General features: G+C 61.4%; 18 protein-coding genes and 1 tRNA gene. 9 read left to right on the forward strand and 10 right to left on the reverse strand.

Translation table 11 applies throughout. From position 1 onward, the window contains the following. Positions 1-9: 9 nt before the first annotated feature. A complete protein-coding gene (gene tsaD / locus FEV16_RS15755) occupies positions 10-1074 on the reverse strand; it encodes a tRNA (adenosine(37)-N6)-threonylcarbamoyltransferase complex transferase subunit TsaD (RefSeq protein WP_138168557.1) in 1065 nt (354 codons plus the stop codon). A 360-nt stretch (positions 1075-1434) separates the two neighbouring features. On the opposite strand from tsaD, the gene FEV16_RS15760 reads away from it, so the two are divergent. The 4 genes from FEV16_RS15760 to FEV16_RS15775 all read left to right on the forward strand — a co-directional run bounded on the left by FEV16_RS15760 (position 1435) and on the right by FEV16_RS15775 (position 4141). Beyond that, entirely contained in the window at positions 1435-1803 is a 369-nt protein-coding gene (locus FEV16_RS15760; RefSeq protein ID WP_246657380.1) for a hypothetical protein, read from the forward strand. 172 nt (positions 1804-1975) lie between these two features. After that, positions 1976-2908 carry a hydroxymethylbilane synthase gene (hemC, locus tag FEV16_RS15765; RefSeq protein ID WP_138168559.1) on the forward strand — a complete coding sequence of 311 codons (933 nt, stop codon included), beginning with the start codon at positions 1976-1978 and terminating at the stop codon, positions 2906-2908. Further along, positions 2905-3615, forward strand: a complete 711-nt coding sequence (locus FEV16_RS15770) for a uroporphyrinogen-III synthase (RefSeq protein WP_138168560.1) — start codon at positions 2905-2907, stop codon at positions 3613-3615. Before hemC ends, FEV16_RS15770 begins: the two co-directional genes overlap by 4 nt. Before the next feature lie 46 nt (positions 3616-3661). Then, on the forward strand, positions 3662-4141 hold the full coding sequence (locus FEV16_RS15775; RefSeq protein ID WP_138168561.1) for a hypothetical protein: 480 nt from the start codon (positions 3662-3664) through the stop codon (positions 4139-4141). Positions 4142-4144: 3 nt separating this feature from the next. On the opposite strand, the gene FEV16_RS15780 is transcribed toward FEV16_RS15775, so the two are convergent. The 7 genes from FEV16_RS15780 to mog all read right to left on the reverse strand — a co-directional run bounded on the left by FEV16_RS15780 (position 4145) and on the right by mog (position 10486). Continuing rightward, entirely contained in the window at positions 4145-5329 is a 1185-nt protein-coding gene (locus FEV16_RS15780; protein ID WP_138168562.1) for a serine hydrolase domain-containing protein, read from the reverse strand. A gap of 189 nt (positions 5330-5518) precedes the next feature. Further along, a complete protein-coding gene (cysG, locus tag FEV16_RS15785; protein WP_138168563.1) occupies positions 5519-6928 on the reverse strand; it encodes a siroheme synthase CysG in 1410 nt (469 codons plus the stop codon). A gap of 172 nt (positions 6929-7100) precedes the next feature. Beyond that, a complete protein-coding gene (locus FEV16_RS15790) occupies positions 7101-7499 on the reverse strand; it encodes a cytochrome c-554 (protein ID WP_138168586.1) in 399 nt (132 codons plus the stop codon). Between the two features lie 203 nt (positions 7500-7702). Then, positions 7703-8326, reverse strand: coding sequence for an alpha-ketoglutarate-dependent dioxygenase AlkB (locus FEV16_RS15795; protein ID WP_138168564.1), 624 nt, complete (start codon positions 8324-8326; stop codon positions 7703-7705). Between the two features lie 33 nt (positions 8327-8359). Next, positions 8360-8977 carry a 2,3-bisphosphoglycerate-dependent phosphoglycerate mutase gene (locus FEV16_RS15800; protein ID WP_138168565.1) on the reverse strand — a complete coding sequence of 206 codons (618 nt, stop codon included), beginning with the start codon at positions 8975-8977 and terminating at the stop codon, positions 8360-8362. A gap of 21 nt (positions 8978-8998) precedes the next feature. After that, the gene (dapB, locus tag FEV16_RS15805) at positions 8999-9805 is read right to left on the reverse strand and encodes a 4-hydroxy-tetrahydrodipicolinate reductase (protein ID WP_138168566.1); all 807 of its coding nucleotides are present in this window, start codon (positions 9803-9805) and stop codon (positions 8999-9001) included. Between the two features lie 135 nt (positions 9806-9940). Further along, entirely contained in the window at positions 9941-10486 is a 546-nt protein-coding gene (mog, locus tag FEV16_RS15810; RefSeq protein WP_138168567.1) for a molybdopterin adenylyltransferase, read from the reverse strand. A 340-nt stretch (positions 10487-10826) separates the two neighbouring features. On the opposite strand from mog, the gene FEV16_RS15815 reads away from it, so the two are divergent. From FEV16_RS15815 to FEV16_RS15830, 4 genes are all read left to right on the forward strand, one after another. Next, positions 10827-11249, forward strand: a complete 423-nt coding sequence (locus FEV16_RS15815) for a septal ring lytic transglycosylase RlpA family protein (protein ID WP_246657381.1) — start codon at positions 10827-10829, stop codon at positions 11247-11249. Positions 11250-11583: 334 nt separating this feature from the next. Beyond that, the gene (locus FEV16_RS15820) at positions 11584-12993 is read left to right on the forward strand and encodes an MFS transporter (protein ID WP_138168568.1); all 1410 of its coding nucleotides are present in this window, start codon (positions 11584-11586) and stop codon (positions 12991-12993) included. Between the two features lie 119 nt (positions 12994-13112). Then, positions 13113-13454, forward strand: coding sequence for a hypothetical protein (locus tag FEV16_RS15825; RefSeq protein WP_138168569.1), 342 nt, complete (start codon positions 13113-13115; stop codon positions 13452-13454). A 93-nt stretch (positions 13455-13547) separates the two neighbouring features. Beyond that, a tRNA-Ser gene (locus FEV16_RS15830) sits at positions 13548-13637 on the forward strand. Positions 13638-13726: 89 nt separating this feature from the next. On the opposite strand, the gene FEV16_RS15835 is transcribed toward FEV16_RS15830, so the two are convergent. Beyond that, complete coding sequence (locus FEV16_RS15835) at positions 13727-14020, reverse strand: hypothetical protein (RefSeq protein ID WP_138168570.1); 294 nt, start codon at positions 14018-14020, stop codon at positions 13727-13729. A 234-nt stretch (positions 14021-14254) separates the two neighbouring features. Between FEV16_RS15835 and FEV16_RS15840 the strand changes: the two genes are divergently transcribed. Beyond that, the gene (locus tag FEV16_RS15840) at positions 14255-16009 is read left to right on the forward strand and encodes an adenylate/guanylate cyclase domain-containing protein (RefSeq protein WP_138168571.1); all 1755 of its coding nucleotides are present in this window, start codon (positions 14255-14257) and stop codon (positions 16007-16009) included. Between the two features lie 3 nt (positions 16010-16012). Here the strand turns inward: FEV16_RS15840 and FEV16_RS15845 are convergent, their stop codons facing one another. Next, entirely contained in the window at positions 16013-16396 is a 384-nt protein-coding gene (locus tag FEV16_RS15845) for a DUF202 domain-containing protein (protein WP_138168572.1), read from the reverse strand. Between the last annotated feature and the right edge of the window lie 38 nt (positions 16397-16434).

Below are 16434 nucleotides of genomic sequence, written 5' to 3' on the forward strand. Positions count from 1 at the left end.
ATGCGCGCCTCAGGCCTTGCCGTGATGCGATTTGCTCGGCGCGGCGTCGAGCGGCCAGCGCGGCCGGGGCGCGAAGTCGAGATCATCCGTCAATCCGCGCTTCAGGCGCTCGAGACCCGCCCAGGCGATGATCGCTCCATTGTCGGCGCAAAGCGCCGCGGGCGGCGAAACAAACCGCAGTCCGCTTTCGGCGCATAGCCGCATGAGCGCGCGGCGAATGGCGCCATTGGCGGCGACGCCGCCGCCGATGACGAGGCCATGCGGCGCTCGCCCCTCGGTTTTGGCGAACATGCGAACCCCGGAGCGCACGCGGTCCACGATGACGTCAACAATCGCCGCCTGAAACGAGGCGGCGAGATCTCTCGCGTCTTTTTCGTTCGGCGTTTGAAGCTTCAGTATTTCCTGACGCACAGCTGTCTTTAGGCCCGACAGCGAAAAGTCGGCCCCTTCCCGGCCGAGCATCGGGCGCGGAAGATCGAAACGGTGGGGATCGCCCTCAAGCGCCAGCTTCTCGATTTCCGGACCGCCCGGATAGGGAAGCTCCAACATCTTGGCGACCTTGTCGAAGGCTTCGCCCGCCGCGTCGTCGACGGTGGAGCCCAGTCGTCGATAGGCGCCGACGTCCTTAACCGCAACGAGTTGTGTGTGTCCGCCGGAAATGAGGAGCGCCAGAAAGGGAAAGTCCAGATGATCCGTCAGTCGCGCCGTCAGCGCGTGGGCTTCTAGATGATTGACGGCGATAAAAGGTTTGTTGAGCGCGAGCGCCATGGCCTTGCCCGCCGTGAGCCCGACGAGAACCCCTCCGATAAGTCCCGGGCCAGCCGCCGCCGCAATCGCGTCGAGGTCCTTCGCTTCGGTCTGGGCGCGCTCCAGCGCGCGTCTAATCAGCCGGTCAAGCACATCGATATGCGCGCGCGCAGCGATCTCCGGCACGACTCCGCCATAGGCCGCATGACGGGCGATTTGGCTCAACACCTCGTTTGAGAGGATTTCTCCACCTTCGCCGCCAAGCCGCTCCGACACGACAGCGGCCGCGGTTTCATCGCAAGTGGTTTCGATGCCTAAAACGCGCATACCGCTCCTCTGGCGCAAGGTTTTGTGTCGCTGGTTTTTTCATCTGGCCCGCCGAGCTTATACTGCTATGCGAAGACAAGGTTATAAAATTGTTATCGGCGAATGGCTTAAAGCAATAATTCATCCGTTTAGGGGAAGCGACTAAGCGTCAAACGCAACGCTAAAGATAGCTTGATTAAATTTTTTAGAATTGCCGCGCCTCCCCCTTGACACGGTCTCGGCGAATACAAGTTGGGTCAGCAGATCGTTGCTTCCCCAACGGCAGCTATATCTTGAGCTGAGTATTAAACTGGCTAAGGCGAAGAGGTAATTAGCGTCCCGGTTGAGGTTGCCCGCGGTCTAAACTGTATGGAGGTGAAAATGGCGTCGAACAAAATTAAAGCCTTAGCGTTAACGTCTGGAATTGCAATAGCCGCCATGATCGGCTCTACAACTCTGGCCGAAGCGCGTTACTGCCGGGCCCATTACGGCTGGCATAGGCACTGCTACACCAGCGCCTGCAGGCCGACCTACTACGGCTATTATCGTCCGACCTATTGGGGCTATCGCAGCACTTGCTGGCGTCCGCGGTGTGGCTGGTACGGCTCCGGCTGGTACGGCGCTAACTGGCCGTATGGCGGCTACTATGGCTATGGCGGCAGCCCCGGCTATTGGGGATATGGCGGCCTCGGTGCGGCTAGCGTTGGCTTTGGCGCCGGATTGCTCGGAGCCGGCCTGTTCGGTTGGTAATTGGCTTCGCCAATCTGCGGGCTGCGTTTAGTACGCTCGCGGAATTAGAAAAATGGGGCGTCCGCTCTAACAAGCGGGCGCTCGCTTTTTGAGTAACGCGTTAGAGGGTTCGTTCCGCTTGCCCTTGGCGCGTTCCCGCCTATAGTCGCGCGCGACAAAGCGCCGGCGAACAATGACATCTTCTTCCCCTTCCCTTCGCATTGGAACGCGCGGCAGTCCGCTTGCTCTTGCGCAGACGACTATGGTCCGCGAGGCGTTGATACGCGCGCACGCGGCAAGCGAAACGGATTTCCCCGTTGAGATCATCCGCACGACGGGCGATCAGATACAGGACCGGCCGCTATCCGAATCGGGCGGCAAAGGGCTTTTCACCAAAGAACTCGATGCCGCGCTCATCGCGGGGGCAATCGACCTCGCCGTACATTCTTCGAAGGACCTGCCGACCCATTTGCCGAGCGAAATCGTCATCGCTGGCTATCTGCCGCGAGAGGACGCGCGGGACGCCTGGATATCGCGCGGTGGGTTTTCGCTCCATGAGCTTCCCGCCGGTGCCGTTGTCGGAACCGCCTCGTTGCGGCGCGCCGCGCAGGTGAAGCGACGGCGTCCCGACCTCGAGACGACGCTGCTTCGCGGCAATGTCGAGACGCGACTGAACAAAGTCGAAAATGGAGAGATTGACGCAACCCTTCTCGCCCTCGCGGGGTTGAAGCGGCTGGGACTCGCCGATCGCGCGACGGCGCTGCTTTCCTTGGAGGAGTTCCCGCCGGCTTGTGGACAGGGCGCGATCGGGATCACGCGGCGCGCCGGAGACAACGCCACGCGCGACCTGTTGGCGCCGCTGTTCGACGCAGCGACCGGCTTTGCGCTCGCCGCAGAGCGCGCTTTTCTTACGGCGCTTGACGGCTCCTGCCGCACGCCGATCGCCGGCCATGCGCAAGTTCATGGCGCAGAACTTTCCTTTGTCGGCGAGGTGCTGAAGGCCGATGGCGCGGAAGCCTATGTCGTGCGCCGGCGCGGGCGCGCCATCGACGCCGCGCTGATCGGCGCCGACGCCGGCAAGGAGATACTTCTGCGCCTCCCGCATGGCGTCGCGGGGCTTATGTGAAGCCTGTCCTGGTGTTGCGCGCGGTCGAAGACGCCGCGCGCACAGCGGAGAAACTCCGCGCGTTGGGCGTGACGTCCGTGCTATCGCCCGTGTTGGAAATCGTTCCGACCGGCGCAAAAATTCCAGCAGGGAAATATGACGCGGCGCTCGTTTCGAGCGCCAAGGGCGTTGAACTATCCGACGACGACACGGAAGCGTTCAAGACTTTGCCCGTTCACGCCATCGGCGCGAAAACGGCGGAGGCCGCGCGCGCGCGCGGCTGGCGCCCTGATATCGTCGCCGGAAGCGCCGAAGCGATCCTGCCGCTGCTGCTGGCGCGCTATCCGCGGCCCGCGCGCTTCCTATATCTCGCAGGATGCGATCGCCAGTCGACGCTGGAGGCTGGGCTATGCGCCTCCGGCCATGAGGTTATAGCGGTCGAGGTTTATGAAGCCCGCGCGGCTCAGGCGCTTGCGCCCGAGGCCGTCGCCGCCCTTGCGGCAAACAGGATCGACGCCGCCCTGCACTATTCTCGACGCAGCGCCGAGATTTTTCTGACGCTCGCGCGAGCCCTGGGAATTATCGAACAGATTCGAATCGTCTCACATTTCGCCTTGTCAGAAGAGGTTGCGAAACCGCTCTTGCGCGAGGGTTTTGCGAATGTAAGCGTCGCCGAACGGCCAGACGAAGAGCATTTATTGGCGTTGCTCGCGAAACGCGAACATTGAGCGTTGCACAGCAATGCAATGACAAAGCCAAATAGGGAGACGACCCATGTTTCGATCAACGCTCGCTTCAATCCTGCTTTTGATTGCCGCCGCGACAGCCGCTCCTTCCTTGGCCCATGCGGAGAACCTTGTCGCGCGTTGCGCAAAAGTCGGCGATGACGACAAGGCGAAGCCCATTCCCGCAACGATCGTTCCAAAAGCGCGCGAACTCTTCGGCTTTTCGCCGCAAACGCCGAACGCCATTATTCGCAAAGGGACGAGCTATCGCTGCATGGGCGGCAAGGCCTTGCTCTGTAACGTCGGCGCGAATCTCGTCTGCGGCAAGGCGAACGCGGCGCAAAGCCTGCCGGGCGCCACGGCGTTCTGCAAACAGAATCCCGGCTCGGACGTCGTTCCGATGGCGGCCACGGGTCACGACACGATTTACGAATGGAAATGCGTCGGGCCGAATGCGCAGATCGTGCGCCAAGTCGTCAATGTCGACCCGCGCGGCTTTATCGCCGAGAACTGGAAGCCGCTCGATTAATTCTCACCGCTCGCCGAAGCGCGCGTAAAGCTCCTTCGACAGCTCTTTGAGCGCATCATCGGCTTTCGTCCCGCCGATATTCGTCGTCATCGCTATGGCCAGGTCTAATTTAGGCTGCAGCAGAAGATAGGCGACGTTCATTTCGTTCGAGCCGCCATGAAAGAGGAAAGGCTCGTGCGCGAAGGGCAATTGCACCGTGACCCAGCCGAAGCCATAGCCGCCGAAGGAAGGCGTTCCAGGCGCGGCGTCGGGCTTCGGCGGCATGTCGACGACTTTCGTGTGGAGCTTGCTCAGCGTCTCCTTCGAGACCAGCGCCGGCCCTCTCTTGCCCTCTCCCGCATTCCATGAGGCCCATTTGGCGAGATCGAGGATGGAGAGATGAACCGTCCCCGCCGGCCCCATGATCTCGGGATTGTCGCCATTGGGCCCAGCCAGCATCGGCTTTGGGCCTTCGGGAAGCGGAATGTGGCCGAGCGGCGCGTCGATCCTGCCGAGGCTCGACTGCGGGCCGAAGCCTGCGCTCTTCAACCCGAGCGGATCGAAGATGCGCGTCGCGACAAGCTCCTCCCAGGTCTTGCCGCTTGCTTTCTCCAAAATCGCGCCCGCGAGAATGTAGCCCATATTCGCATAGGCGAATTTTTCGCCGGGCTTCGACTGCAAAGGTTGCGCGACCAACTGCTTGACGAGCCAATAGCGCAATTCGTCGAGATTCTTCTTCTGTTGCGCGAAAGACTCCCAAAGAAGTTTGTCATGCGCGTCATTGTCGCTCGGGATGCCGCTTGTGTGCGAGAGAAGCTGTTCGAGCGTCACGCCTTTCACATCGGCGTTCATGCCTCCCGCAAGCTCGGGAAAGGCCTCGGCGACGGTCGTGTTCCAGCGCAGCTTGCCGCTTTCGACCAGCATCGCGGCGAGCAGCGCGGTCATCGCCTTTGTATCCGAGCCAATGTGAAAGCGGTCGTCGATGGTCACGCGCTCATTGCCGCCCGCACGACGCAGGCCGACGGCGCCGGAGGCGACGATCTTGCCGTTTTTCACGACCGCCGCCGCAAGCGCGGGAAGGCCATAGCGCGCCAGATAGGGTTGCAACATGGCGTCGAGCGAAACGCGCGCCCGACTCGCCGCATGCGCGCTCATCGTCAAGGGTGAGCCGATCGCGAGCAGCGTGAAAAGCATTTTGAGCGCGCGCATGACGTCTCCATTGCCACATATCTTTATTCTGGATTCGATTAAGCAGTTCGGTTGACGTCGTCATTCCCGACATGCCGAAGCCTTGATCGAGAATCCGGTCGCGCGCAAGCGCGCGTCGGGAATGACAAACCCGCAAGGACGAACATCAAATCGGATGGATGCAAGAGCAATTGTTGCGCAAAGTCGCCCTTATAGCCCCGCAAGGGCCCAGCCGATGAGCACCATCACGGGACCGACTAACGTCTCTCCCGCGACCTTTCCAGGCAAATCCGCGATCGTGCCTTTGACCACCCGCTCCTGTGGCGTCGAAGCGCGTTCAATGAGGAATGCAGGCGTATCATGCGACATGCCCTCCTGCAGCAAGCGGCGCGACAATTCCGGCAGCGTGCGGTTGCCCATATAGACCGCAGTCGTGGCGCGTTCGTCAGCAAGCGCCCCCCAATCGAAATCTTCAGGAAACTCGCCGTCCTTCGTATGGGCGGTGATGAATTGCAGGCGCCGGGCCGTCTCGCGGCTCGTTAGCGAAGCGCCAATCGCGGCGCCGCCGGCGCAGGCGGCGGTTACGCCAGGCACGATCTCTATCGAGAAGCCTGCCTGGCGCAAGGCGGCGATCTCTTCATTGGCGCGGCCAAAGATCAGAGGATCCCCGCCTTTCAGCCGCACGACGTTCTTGCCCTCGCGCGCAAGATTGACGAGCAGAGCGCTGATTTCCTCCTGGCGCACCGATGGCGCATAGCCGCGCTTCCCGACGTTGATCCGTGTCGCTTCGCGGCGGGCGAAATCGAGAATGCTTGCCGGAACGAGATCGTCGAAGAGCACGACATCGGCGCCGGCGAGCGCGCGCATGCCTTTCAGCGTGAGCAGCTCCGGGTCGCCGGGCCCTGCTCCGACCATTGTTACGCGTCCGCGCGCCGTAGCCTCGGCGCCGGCGCGCGCTTCCTCAAGCAGCGCCGCGCGATCTTCGACTTGCGGCGCCCGTTCGATTTCGCGAAAGGCGAGCCGCGTAAATCGTCGCCAGAAATCGCGTCGGGCGAGAAAATCGAGTCCGGACGCGCGCACGAGCGGCCGCCAGACCTGAGCCGCGCGCGCCCAGGCTTGAAATGTGGCGGGCACGAGCGTCTCGATTCGGCCCCGAACGGCCTGCGCGAAAACCGGCGACGCCCCGCCCGTCGAAACGCCGATCACGAGCGGCGAACGGTTGACGATGGCGCCCATGGTGAAATCGCTGAGCGCGGGGCGATCCGTGAGATTAAGGGGCACGCCGGCCGCGTGCGCCCATTCATGCGTCTTCTGAGCGAGAGCGTCATCCTCAATCGCGCCAAGCGCCATCGCCGCGCCGATGAAATCTTTGGGCGCGATGTCGCGCGCATGAAGGGAGACGTTGTCACGCGCTTGCGCAATCTCTCGAAGCTTGTCGCAAGGCGCATGAGCGAAGACGTCGACCTGCGCGCCCGTCGCCGCCGCGAGATCGACCTTCCAGGCCGCCGCCTCGCCGCCCCCCACGATAAGCACGCGTCGGCCGGCAAGCGCATAGAACACCGGCAGAGTCGCCAGCGGCTGCATCAAATCGGCGGATATTTCGTCGGGTTTGCGGGTCACGGCGTCCTAGGTGCAGTCCTGGCAGGCTCGGCGCAAGAGCGTCAGCGATATTTGCTCGCTTCTGCGGAACGCTGCTTCATTAGAACAGCAAAAAACCGCCATTACGATTTCTGCAACAAAAAGGCGGCCCTGAAACAGGGCCGCCAAAATCGTCGTTTGATGAGAAGCGCGCTTACTTCTTTTTGCCGTCCGCGCCGAATTGAGAGAGGTAGGCCCACACATTCTCCTCGTCGCCCTCGCTGGGCAGACCCTGGAAGATCATCTTGGTGCCAGGGACCTTGGCCTTCGGATTCTTGATGAACTCCTTGAAGGTTGCCTCGTCCCACGTAATGCCGGAGCTCTTCATCGGCTCCGAATAGCTGTAGTCCGGCGCACTTCCGGCCTTGCGTCCATCAATGCCGTTCAACTGCGGACCAATGGCGTTTTTGGCGGTCTCTCCGACCTGGTGGCAGGCTTTGCACTTCGCGAAGACCTTCTCGCCCGCAGCGGCGTCGCCAGCGGCGTAAGCCTGGCCGGCGGAAGCGGCGAAAGCGACGCTCGCGGCGAACGTCAGCAGGGAAATCGTCTTCATCCTTGTTCCTCTCCTCTTCCCGGCGTTCGCGTCGCGCCCGCCCTTCTTAAAATGCGCCTGCCCAATTGGTGGCGCCTCTCGGCGCTCTTTAGACCATTTGGAAACTACAACGAAGCCGCCGTCCAAGACAATACGCCAGAGTTCACGTTCAGCTTGCTCACAAACTTTACGCGAAACGCGTGAACGCGGCCTGAACCTAAGGCTCAGGTGACGCGCCGAAGCGTGAGATTGACGCGGGCTCCGAACGGCGCAAGGGCCGGCGGCATAAGCGTGGCGATCATCGGCAAAATTCTGTCGACGCCATGGTAGCGCATCCTCGCCGGTCCCGAGAGCACGAGCGCGTCTCCGGACGCCAGCGCGAAGGCGATCGCGGGATCGCCGCGGCGCGTTCCGCCAAGTCTGAAGCGGCAGTCGGCGCCAAGCGATATGGAGAGGATCGGCGCGCCGAAATCAGCCTCATCCTTGTCCTGGTGAAGGCCCATGCGCGCCTTTTCGTCATAGACGTTCACGAGGCAGGCTTCGGGCGGCTTGGGATAGCGCGTGAGTTCGTTCCAGAGATATAAGAGGCGTGGCGGCATCGCCGGCCAAGGATCGCCTGTCGTGGGGTGCTGAGCCTCGTAGCGATAGCCCCGCTCCTTGTCGCTGACCCAGCCAAGAACGCCGCAATTCGTCATGCGCACCGACATGGGCGCGCCGGTCTTTGGCATGGTCGAGACATAGAGCGGCGCAGCGGCGATGACTCCCGCTATCTCTTCAGCCAAAGCGGTTTGCTCCGCTTTGTCGAGAAAGCCGGCGTAGTGGAACGCGCCAGGCACGATTTCAGACATGACTCGAGATGTGGCGCCGAAGCGGCTGCGGCGCTAGCCCAGCACCGTCTTGGACGCGACAGTGGAATCGGCGTTCAGCTGATAGATGATCGGGACGCCCGTCGCGAGCTCCAATGTCGTGACCGACTCGGGCGTCATCTGCTCCAACACCATGCAAAGCGCGCGTAGCGAATTGCCATGCGCGGCGACAAGAACGCGTTCGCCGCGCATCACCGGCGGCAGAATACGCTGGACATAGAACGGCACCACGCGCGCAACCGTGTCCTTGAGGCTCTCGCCCCCCGGCGGCGGCACATCATAGGAGCGCCGCCATAGGCGCACTTGCTCCTCGCCCCATTTGTCGCGCGCCTCATCCTTGTTGAGGCCCGAGAGATCGCCGTAGTGGCGCTCGTTCAGCGCACGGTCCTTGATCGTCGGGACGTTTGGCTGGCCGAGCTCTTCGAAAATGAGATCGATTGTGTGTTGCGCCCGCACCAGAGCGGAGGTGAAGCCGACGCTGAACAGAATGTCGAGTTTCTTCAACTCGCGACCCGCTCGGCGCGCCTCTTCAACGCCGAGCGGCGTAAGGTCTGGGTTTTTCCATCCGGTGAAGAGATTCTTGGCGTTCCATTCGCTTTGGCCGTGTCGAACCAGAACGAGAGTGCGATTCATGCTCGTAAACGCTCGTCGCTATCAGGCGCCGGAAAGGCCAAGCACGTCGGCCATCGAATAGAGCCCGGGAGTTTTTCCGCGAGTCCAGAGCGCCGCGGCAAGCGCGCCGCGGGCAAACACGCCGCGATCCTCGGCGCGATGCGAAAGCTCGATGCGCTCGCCCGCCCCACCGAAGATCACCGTGTGATCGCCGACGACGGTGCCGCCGCGAAGGCTGGCGAAGCCGATCTCTCCGATCCGCCGGGGTCCGGTTAGCCCGGCGCGCCCCCGTGCGCTGTTCTCCGCAAGGTCGACGCCGCGCCCGTGCGCCACCGCCTCGCCGAGCAGCAGCGCTGTTCCAGAGGGCGCGTCAACCTTCAGGCGATGGTGCATCTCGACGATCTCTGCGTCCCACGCCGGTCCAAGCGCCCGGGCGGCGCGCTCGACAAGCACAGCGAGGAGATTGACGCCCAGGCTCATATTGCCGGATCGCACGATCGCGGTTTTCTGCGCGCACTTTGCGATGGCGGCGAGGTCTTCTTGAGACAATCCGGTCGTGCCGATGACGACGGCGATGTTCGCATCCGCCGCCGCTTTCGCCATTTCGACGCTGGAGGCCGGCGCCGAGAAGTCGACAATTGCGTCAGCGTCGGCGAGGGCTGCCGCCACGTCGCTCGTGATCGGCACGCCGTTGGGCGTCGCGCCGCCGCTATCGGCGCCGAGCGCTGGCGCGCCGGGGCGTTCAAGGGCGGCCGTCAGGCGCACGCCCAAAGTATCGGGGATGATGTGGGTCAGCATCCGGCCCATACGGCCCGCCGCGCCGACCACCACCAAACGCAATTCGTTCATTCGCTCGCCCTCGCCCCCCGCGCTAGCGGCTTCGATTCAGTTTTTGTAACGCGCCACCCCTATACAGGCGAGGCGGCGCGATGAGAAGCGCGCAGCTTTGGCCAGGCCTCCACCTACTGCCCGAAAGGGTAGCGGCTATTTTGCTTGGGGACGGAAGCTTTTAACCCGTGCGGGATCGGTCTCGATATAAGCCGCGCCTATCAGGTCGAGACAGTAGGGAACTGCGGGCATAACGGCGTCGAGGCAGAGTTCGATCGCCCTTGGCTTGCCCGGCAAATTAATCACGAGGCACTTGCCGCGATGGGCGGCTAATTGTCGCGACAGAATAGCGGTTGGGGTCTGCGCGAGCGAGACTTGCCGCATCAATTCGCCAAAGCCCGGCAGTTCCCGCGGGCAGGCCGCAAGCGTCGCTTCGGGCGTGAGGTCGCGGGGGCTTGGGCCTGTGCCCCCCGTCGTGACGATGAGGTCGCAGCCGACGTTGTCGGCCAGGTCGATCAGGGTATCGCGCACGCTTTCAAAGCCGTCAGGGATGATGCGCCGCTCGATGCGGAAAGGCGTCGTCAGCGCCGCGCGCAGATAGGCCTCAATCGCCGGACCGCTCTCGTCTTCATACACGCCCGCGCTGGCGCGGTCCGAGGCGGTGACGACGCCGATGATTGCGGCCCGGTTTTCAGCTGACATTGGCGAGTCTCCCGGCCGCATGTTTGCCGCGTCCGCTCGCCATTGTCACCCGGTTGTCCCGCAGCGCTTAAGCTAGATTAGTCTGCACATACGCTGTGCATAATGAAATCTACAAAAGCATGTTGCAACACAAGTCATAAGAACATTTAGATAATTTCCAATAATATCTATGACAAACCAGCCGCACACGATTTGTTAACTCGTGTTCATATTTTGCCACATTTCAATATTAACGCTTTTATCTTCATCTCCATTCACACGGATGGAAACTATGCGCTTGGCGAAACGAAATGTTCGTCGAGCGCCTTTCACGCACTATGCGTAAACGGAGCAATCCTGAATGAAGCGTACCTGTGGCGTACTGACGATCCTTGGACTGATGTCCGCGCCTGCGCTGGCGCATCATGCCCATCACGCCTCCCGCCACTCTTGGCGTCACGCTGAGGCGTCTCAAGGCAAGGGCTTCACCGTCAACACGTCATTTTACGGCGGCGGCCCGCGCCGCTACGAACCCAACAGCCACACCGCCAATGGCGAAATCTTCAACATGTGGGACTTAACGGCCGCCCACCGCACCCTGCCGATGGGCACGCGGCTGCGTCTGACCTATGCCGGGCGCTCTGTAGTGGTGCGCATCAATGACCGCGGTCCGGCGGCCTGGACGGGGCGCAGCCTCGACGTCTCGCGCGGCGCCGCGGTTCAGCTCGGCCTGATCGAACGCGGCACCGGACAGGTGCATGTCGAGGTGCTCGGAAAGAGCTAATTTTCTCAAAAAGCAAACGCCCGGCTTCGGCCGGGCGTTTATTGCGCGCCCCAAAATAATTGGAGGGCGCTGGCGCAGCCATTCGTATTGCAGCCATTCGTGCTAAAGCGGTTCGCGGACATTTGGCGCGGATGGCGCAGCCCGTTCACTTCTCCCGCCCGACATCAAATGGCCGCTGACGTGGCGGCATGCGCCGATAGCGCTACCTAAATGTGCCCGCATCGCCCAGATTAATCTTTGGAGTTCGGCGTCTTCCAATTTCAAGGCGCCCGAACCCCGAGCCGTCGCGCGGGCGGAAGCTTTCACTGACAACTTGCTCCAATAGGGTGGCTGGATGGACGAGCCCACGATCAAGCGCTTCCTGCCCTGGGTGGTGGCCACGGCGCTTTTCATGGAGCAGCTCGACGCGACGATCGTAAACACCGCGGTTCCCGCCATGGCCGAGAGCTTGCAGGTCACGCCGCTGAGTCTGAAAGCAGTGGCTGCGAGCTATGTCCTGAGCCTGGCTGTCGGCATCCCGGTGAGCGGATGGATGGCGGACCGCTACGGCACCAGAAAGATATTCGCCGCCGCGATCGCCGTATTCACGATCTCTTCGATCCTCTGCGGATTGTCTCAGAGCGCCGGGCAAATGGTCTTCGCCCGAATTCTTCAGGGCGCCAGCGCTGCGCTTATGACGCCGGTCGGAAGATTGACGATCGTGCGAACCTTCGGAAAGGGCGAGCTGCTGAGGGCGATGAATTTCGTCATCATCCCTGCTCTCATCGGACCTCTGCTTGGACCAACTGTCGGCGGCCTGATCGTACACTGGCTGTCCTGGCGGGAGATATTCTTCGTGAATGTCCCCATCGGCATCGTCGCTCAATGGCTGGTCCATCGCTATATGCCCAACTATTTCGGCGACGAGCAGCATCCTTTCGACTGGCTCGGCCTCGCCCTGTTTGGATCAGGCACGGCGCTTCTTTCGTGGCTTCTCGAAATCTTCGGCGATCATCAAATCGGCTTTGCTCCTGGCGCCGCTCTTTTCGGCGTCGCCATGGCGCTTCTTCTCGCCTATTGGCTGCATGCGCGCCGAACGCCCTATCCATTGCTCGATCTTGCGCTATTCAACAAACGGACCTTTCGGGTGTCCGTTACGGGTGGTTTTGTCACGAGGCTCGGCGTAGGGGGCCTGCCATTTCTGACGCCCTTGTTGTTTCAGGTGGGCCTGGGGCTTCCGGCCTGGCAATCCGGGCTGCTGATGATGCCGACAGCGGCGGCGGCCATGGGCATGAAAATGGCTTCCGCGCCGATACTCGCGCGCTTCGGTTACCGCACCGTCCTCGGCGCCAATACGGTGATGATCGGCGTAACGACCTGCCTCTATGCTTTGGTGACCGAGTACACGCCTCTCGTCGCGGTCGTCGCGATCGGATTTGCTTTGGGCTTTTTTAACTCGCTACAGTTCACGAGTATGAACAGCATGGCTTACGCCGACGTCGAACCGCCGGAATCGAGCATGGCCGCCACCATCGCCAGCTCATTCCAGCAGATCTCCATGAGCTTTGGTCTCGCCATCGGCTCTCTGATCGCGGCCTGGTTTCTAGGCGCGGCGCCACAATCCTATCCTCCCGCCGTCATTGGCGCTCTTCACAACGCCTATTTATCTCTTGGCGCCCTGACGATCCTGTCATCCCTGTCTTTTTGGACATTGCGGGCGACCGACGGCGCCAGTATTAGCCGCGCGCAAACTGAATTGGTTTGACGCCTGCGCGGGGCGCACGTCGGCGCACGTCGATACACGGCAATCATCGCCTTGAGTAAGGGTCGCAGGCGTGCGAAGAAGATTAGTTGCATTCGCTTGCATTTTTTAAGGAGAACGCGATGAATCATTTTTCAGTGAAGACCCTTTTGATCGTCGCCGCCCTTGCCGCAATGATCCTTCCCGCGAACGCAAAACCAAAAATCGCAAGCGGGTCGAATTGCAATTCCAATTGGGTGAACAATTCAGGGGCCATGGCGTGCTTTATCCAAGGCGAGGAAGAGACTCGCGCCGGCGCGAGGCACCCGCACTATGTGGCCTGCGCCGGAGGCGACATCTTCTGCTGCCAGGACAATGACAGCGGCGCCCAGAATTGCATCGCTCAGGCGAAATCTGGATTGCCCTCCCGATCGATGTTGGCCAAAGCCCTTCGGGCGGCTCAGCGCGCGCGGCTGAAACAATAGGCGCCCAACTAAGCGGGTAGAGGCGTTCCCTTGCTATCCCGCCGGGCCTTTGGCATATGTCGTTCGCCGTCCGCAGCATTGCCGTGGACGCTTGGAGACGTGGCCGAGAGGCTGAAGGCGACGGTTTGCTAAATCGTTATAGGGGAAACCCTATCGTGGGTTCGAATCCCACCGTCTCCGCCATTGCTTCCTTCCTTGGCCAAGCCTCTGGGTGGCCTGCGCGCGAAATGCGCCACTTAGCAAAGCCACGCGACGAGTATGCTGAGACGGGCTTAGCCGCCGACTTTAAGTGCAGCGCCACGCGCTGTGGGAACTTTTTCACACGCCCAAATGCACTTCTTCGCAGGTTCGCCTGCACAAAATTGTTGATAGAGGTTGTAGTAGTAAACAGAGTAAGGAATGGGCCGATCAGGCGGGTAAAAGACGGCCGGGCTGTAAACATATTCTTCTGGCGGTATGCGCAGAAAAGGGAAGCATTCCTTCGGCGCCTTGCCTTGTTCTTTTGACTGGGCCGCGCCGGTGGCGAGCGAGAACCCAACCAGAGCGAGGGCGAGATACTTCTTCATAGAGGCGCACTCCCGGCTAGCTCGACAGTCATCAGATGGAAGATGCCTTCGCCTTGGCAAGGGAGCGGCGCCTTTAAAAGTCCGGGACCAACATGCGGAGGCTGAGACATAGGCGAAAATTCGGCCGTCGAGCTACAATCGAACGCTGCGTGAAGCCGGTTTCTGCCGCCGCGCAAGCGGGCATACTCGGCGCAAACCGCCTCACTCAGCGTTGTCCAATAATCGGAAGTCAGAATGTCGCAGTTTCTCGCCCGGCCTGGTTTTTCGCTCTCCATCAAACGAAAGATTTTAGGCATCGCGCTGGCGCTCATCCTTTTGATGGCCGCCACTTCCGTCCTTTCCATGGTCATGGTTCGGCGCGTCGGCGAACATTTCACCGAACTTTCCTCGAGCTACATCCCCGCATACGGCGATCTTGCGCGCGCGAATATTCGCTCGCTTGAACGGGCGTTGGCGCTGCGCCAAATGGTCATTGCGCAAATGCAATCGCCGAACGACGGCGCAAAATTCGAAACGCTCAGAGAAACCCTCAACGCCAAAGGCCGCGCAGTCGAACAAGAAATCGGCGCCGCGCGCGTCCTGATCAACGGACTCATTCAGAAGGGCGATACGTTCGGCGACGAGGCGGCGCTGGTGCGAATCGACAGCCGCCTCGACGACCTCTTAAAGGGATCGCGGCGCTATCTCAACGAAGAGATCGAGCGGCTGCTCAGCGCGCTCGAAATGAAAGACGCGCGCGCCGTATCTCAAAGCCTGGAGCGCGTCGACGAGTTCCGCGACGACGTTGATCGCGCCCTCGACTCAATACGAAGCGACATGCTCGCGCTCGTGCAAGCCGACGGCAAAACGATGTCGCGCGCACAACATCAGGTGATGCTGATCGCCGCCGCTTTGACTTTATTTGCTGCGGCGCTGGGCGTCGTCTTTTCGGTTTTGGTCAGCAATGGCGTCACCGTTCCCGTGCGGCGACTCATGGAAGGCACGCGCGCCGTCGAGGCGGGACGACTCGACGAAGTCATCGCCGTCACGACGCGAGATGAGATCGGCTATCTCACGGCGGCTTTCAACCGCATGGTCGAGCAGCTTCGATTGAAGAAGCGCATCCTCGACACGTTCGGGAAATATATCGATCCGCGCGTCGTCCAGGACCTGATCGATGCGCCGATGCTTGCGGCCGAGGGCCATCGCCGCGTTATGACCGTGCTTTTTTGCGACGTCGCCGGTTTCACCACAACTAGCGAACGCATGACGCCGCAAGGATTGGTGAAAATTCTCAATCAATATTTCTCAACCATGTCGGCGCCCATTCGAGACAATGACGGGATCATCGACAAATACATCGGCGACGCGATCATGGCCTATTGGGGTCCGCCCTTCAACAAGGACAGCGAACAATCCCGCCTTGCTAGCCTTGCCGCGATCGACATGGTCGATCGCTTGGATAGTCTGCGCGACTCCTTCCCTGAACTGCTTGGCATCCGCACCGCGCCCATATCCTTCGATCTGCGCATAGGCGTCGCCACAGGAGAGGCGCTCGTCGGCAGCATCGGCTCCGAGCAAATGATGAATTACACCGTGGTCGGCGATACCGCCAATTTGGCCGCGCGACTGGAGAGCGCAAACAAGATCTATGGCTCTCGTATCCTTGTATCGGAAGCGACCGCGCTCGGCGCCGCCGACTTTGTTGAGGCGCGCGAAATCGATCTTGTCGCGATGGCCGGTCAAACCGAGCCCGAACGGATATATGAAATCATGGGCCGCAAGGGCGAGCTGACGGTCGTGCAGCGCGAATTGCGCGCGCATTTTGCAGAAGGACTCGCCGCCTATCGCGCGCGTTTGTGGGAAGAAGCCCGTCGCGCATTTTCGCAAGCGCTCGAGATTGCTCCCAGCGACGGGCCGTCACGCGCATTCGTCGCGCGCATGGAAGCCTTCGTCGCAGCGCCGCCGGCAATGGATTGGGACGGTTCCTGGCGGCTGAATCAGAAGTGACGCTTAGACAATCGCAAGATAGGCGCTGAAGGCGGCGACGGCGAGCAGCAGAAGGGCCAAGAAATACAGACTGCCGCTCGTGGCGCGGGCAGTGTACGGCTCGTCGCGTGAAAGCAACCGCGCCGTGTGAATGAAGCGGATCGTCGAAATGACGATTAGCATCACGCCAACGCCGATGAGGGCTTCGCCGGCGTGGCGGCCGGCCGGGGTGTCAAAACGATGGATCCGTAACCCGACGGCGTTTTCCGCCAACACGCCAGCGACGGTCAGGAGAAACAGATTGAACCGCTCAATAACAAAGCCGAGCGCTATGACGGCGACGCCGGTCCGAACCCAGGCGAGAAAAGTCCGCTCATTGGCCGCGACATTGGTGTAATCGCGAATCATTCCGGTCTCCCTTACACGACCGCCGCAAGCGCGCGTCA

It is taken from the genome of Methylocystis sp. B8 (assembly GCF_005771425.1).
Classification (GTDB): Bacteria; Pseudomonadota; Alphaproteobacteria; order Rhizobiales; family Beijerinckiaceae; genus Methylocystis.

Excerpts from the sequence above, each read along its gene's own strand:
- FEV16_RS15815 (WP_246657381.1), top strand. The coding sequence starts at position 10,827 with ATGAAGCGTACCTGTGGCGTACTGACGATCCTTGGACTGATGTCCGCG.
- FEV16_RS15775 (WP_138168561.1), top strand. The coding sequence starts at position 3,662 with ATGTTTCGATCAACGCTCGCTTCAATCCTGCTTTTGATTGCCGCCGCG.
- FEV16_RS15760 (WP_246657380.1), top strand. The coding sequence starts at position 1,435 with ATGGCGTCGAACAAAATTAAAGCCTTAGCGTTAACGTCTGGAATTGCA.
- mog (WP_138168567.1), bottom strand. The coding sequence starts at position 10,486 with ATGTCAGCTGAAAACCGGGCCGCAATCATCGGCGTCGTCACCGCCTCG.
- FEV16_RS15825 (WP_138168569.1), top strand. The coding sequence starts at position 13,113 with ATGAATCATTTTTCAGTGAAGACCCTTTTGATCGTCGCCGCCCTTGCC.
- dapB (WP_138168566.1), bottom strand. The coding sequence starts at position 9,805 with ATGAACGAATTGCGTTTGGTGGTGGTCGGCGCGGCGGGCCGTATGGGC.
- FEV16_RS15790 (WP_138168586.1), bottom strand. The coding sequence starts at position 7,499 with ATGAAGACGATTTCCCTGCTGACGTTCGCCGCGAGCGTCGCTTTCGCC.
- FEV16_RS15780 (WP_138168562.1), bottom strand. The coding sequence starts at position 5,329 with ATGCGCGCGCTCAAAATGCTTTTCACGCTGCTCGCGATCGGCTCACCC.
- FEV16_RS15795 (WP_138168564.1), bottom strand. The coding sequence starts at position 8,326 with ATGTCTGAAATCGTGCCTGGCGCGTTCCACTACGCCGGCTTTCTCGAC.
- hemC (WP_138168559.1), top strand. The coding sequence starts at position 1,976 with ATGACATCTTCTTCCCCTTCCCTTCGCATTGGAACGCGCGGCAGTCCG.
- FEV16_RS15800 (WP_138168565.1), bottom strand. The coding sequence starts at position 8,977 with ATGAATCGCACTCTCGTTCTGGTTCGACACGGCCAAAGCGAATGGAAC.
- FEV16_RS15835 (WP_138168570.1), bottom strand. The coding sequence starts at position 14,020 with ATGAAGAAGTATCTCGCCCTCGCTCTGGTTGGGTTCTCGCTCGCCACC.
- FEV16_RS15840 (WP_138168571.1), top strand. The coding sequence starts at position 14,255 with ATGTCGCAGTTTCTCGCCCGGCCTGGTTTTTCGCTCTCCATCAAACGA.
- FEV16_RS15845 (WP_138168572.1), bottom strand. The coding sequence starts at position 16,396 with ATGATTCGCGATTACACCAATGTCGCGGCCAATGAGCGGACTTTTCTC.
- tsaD (WP_138168557.1), bottom strand. The coding sequence starts at position 1,074 with ATGCGCGTTTTAGGCATCGAAACCACTTGCGATGAAACCGCGGCCGCT.
- FEV16_RS15820 (WP_138168568.1), top strand. The coding sequence starts at position 11,584 with ATGGACGAGCCCACGATCAAGCGCTTCCTGCCCTGGGTGGTGGCCACG.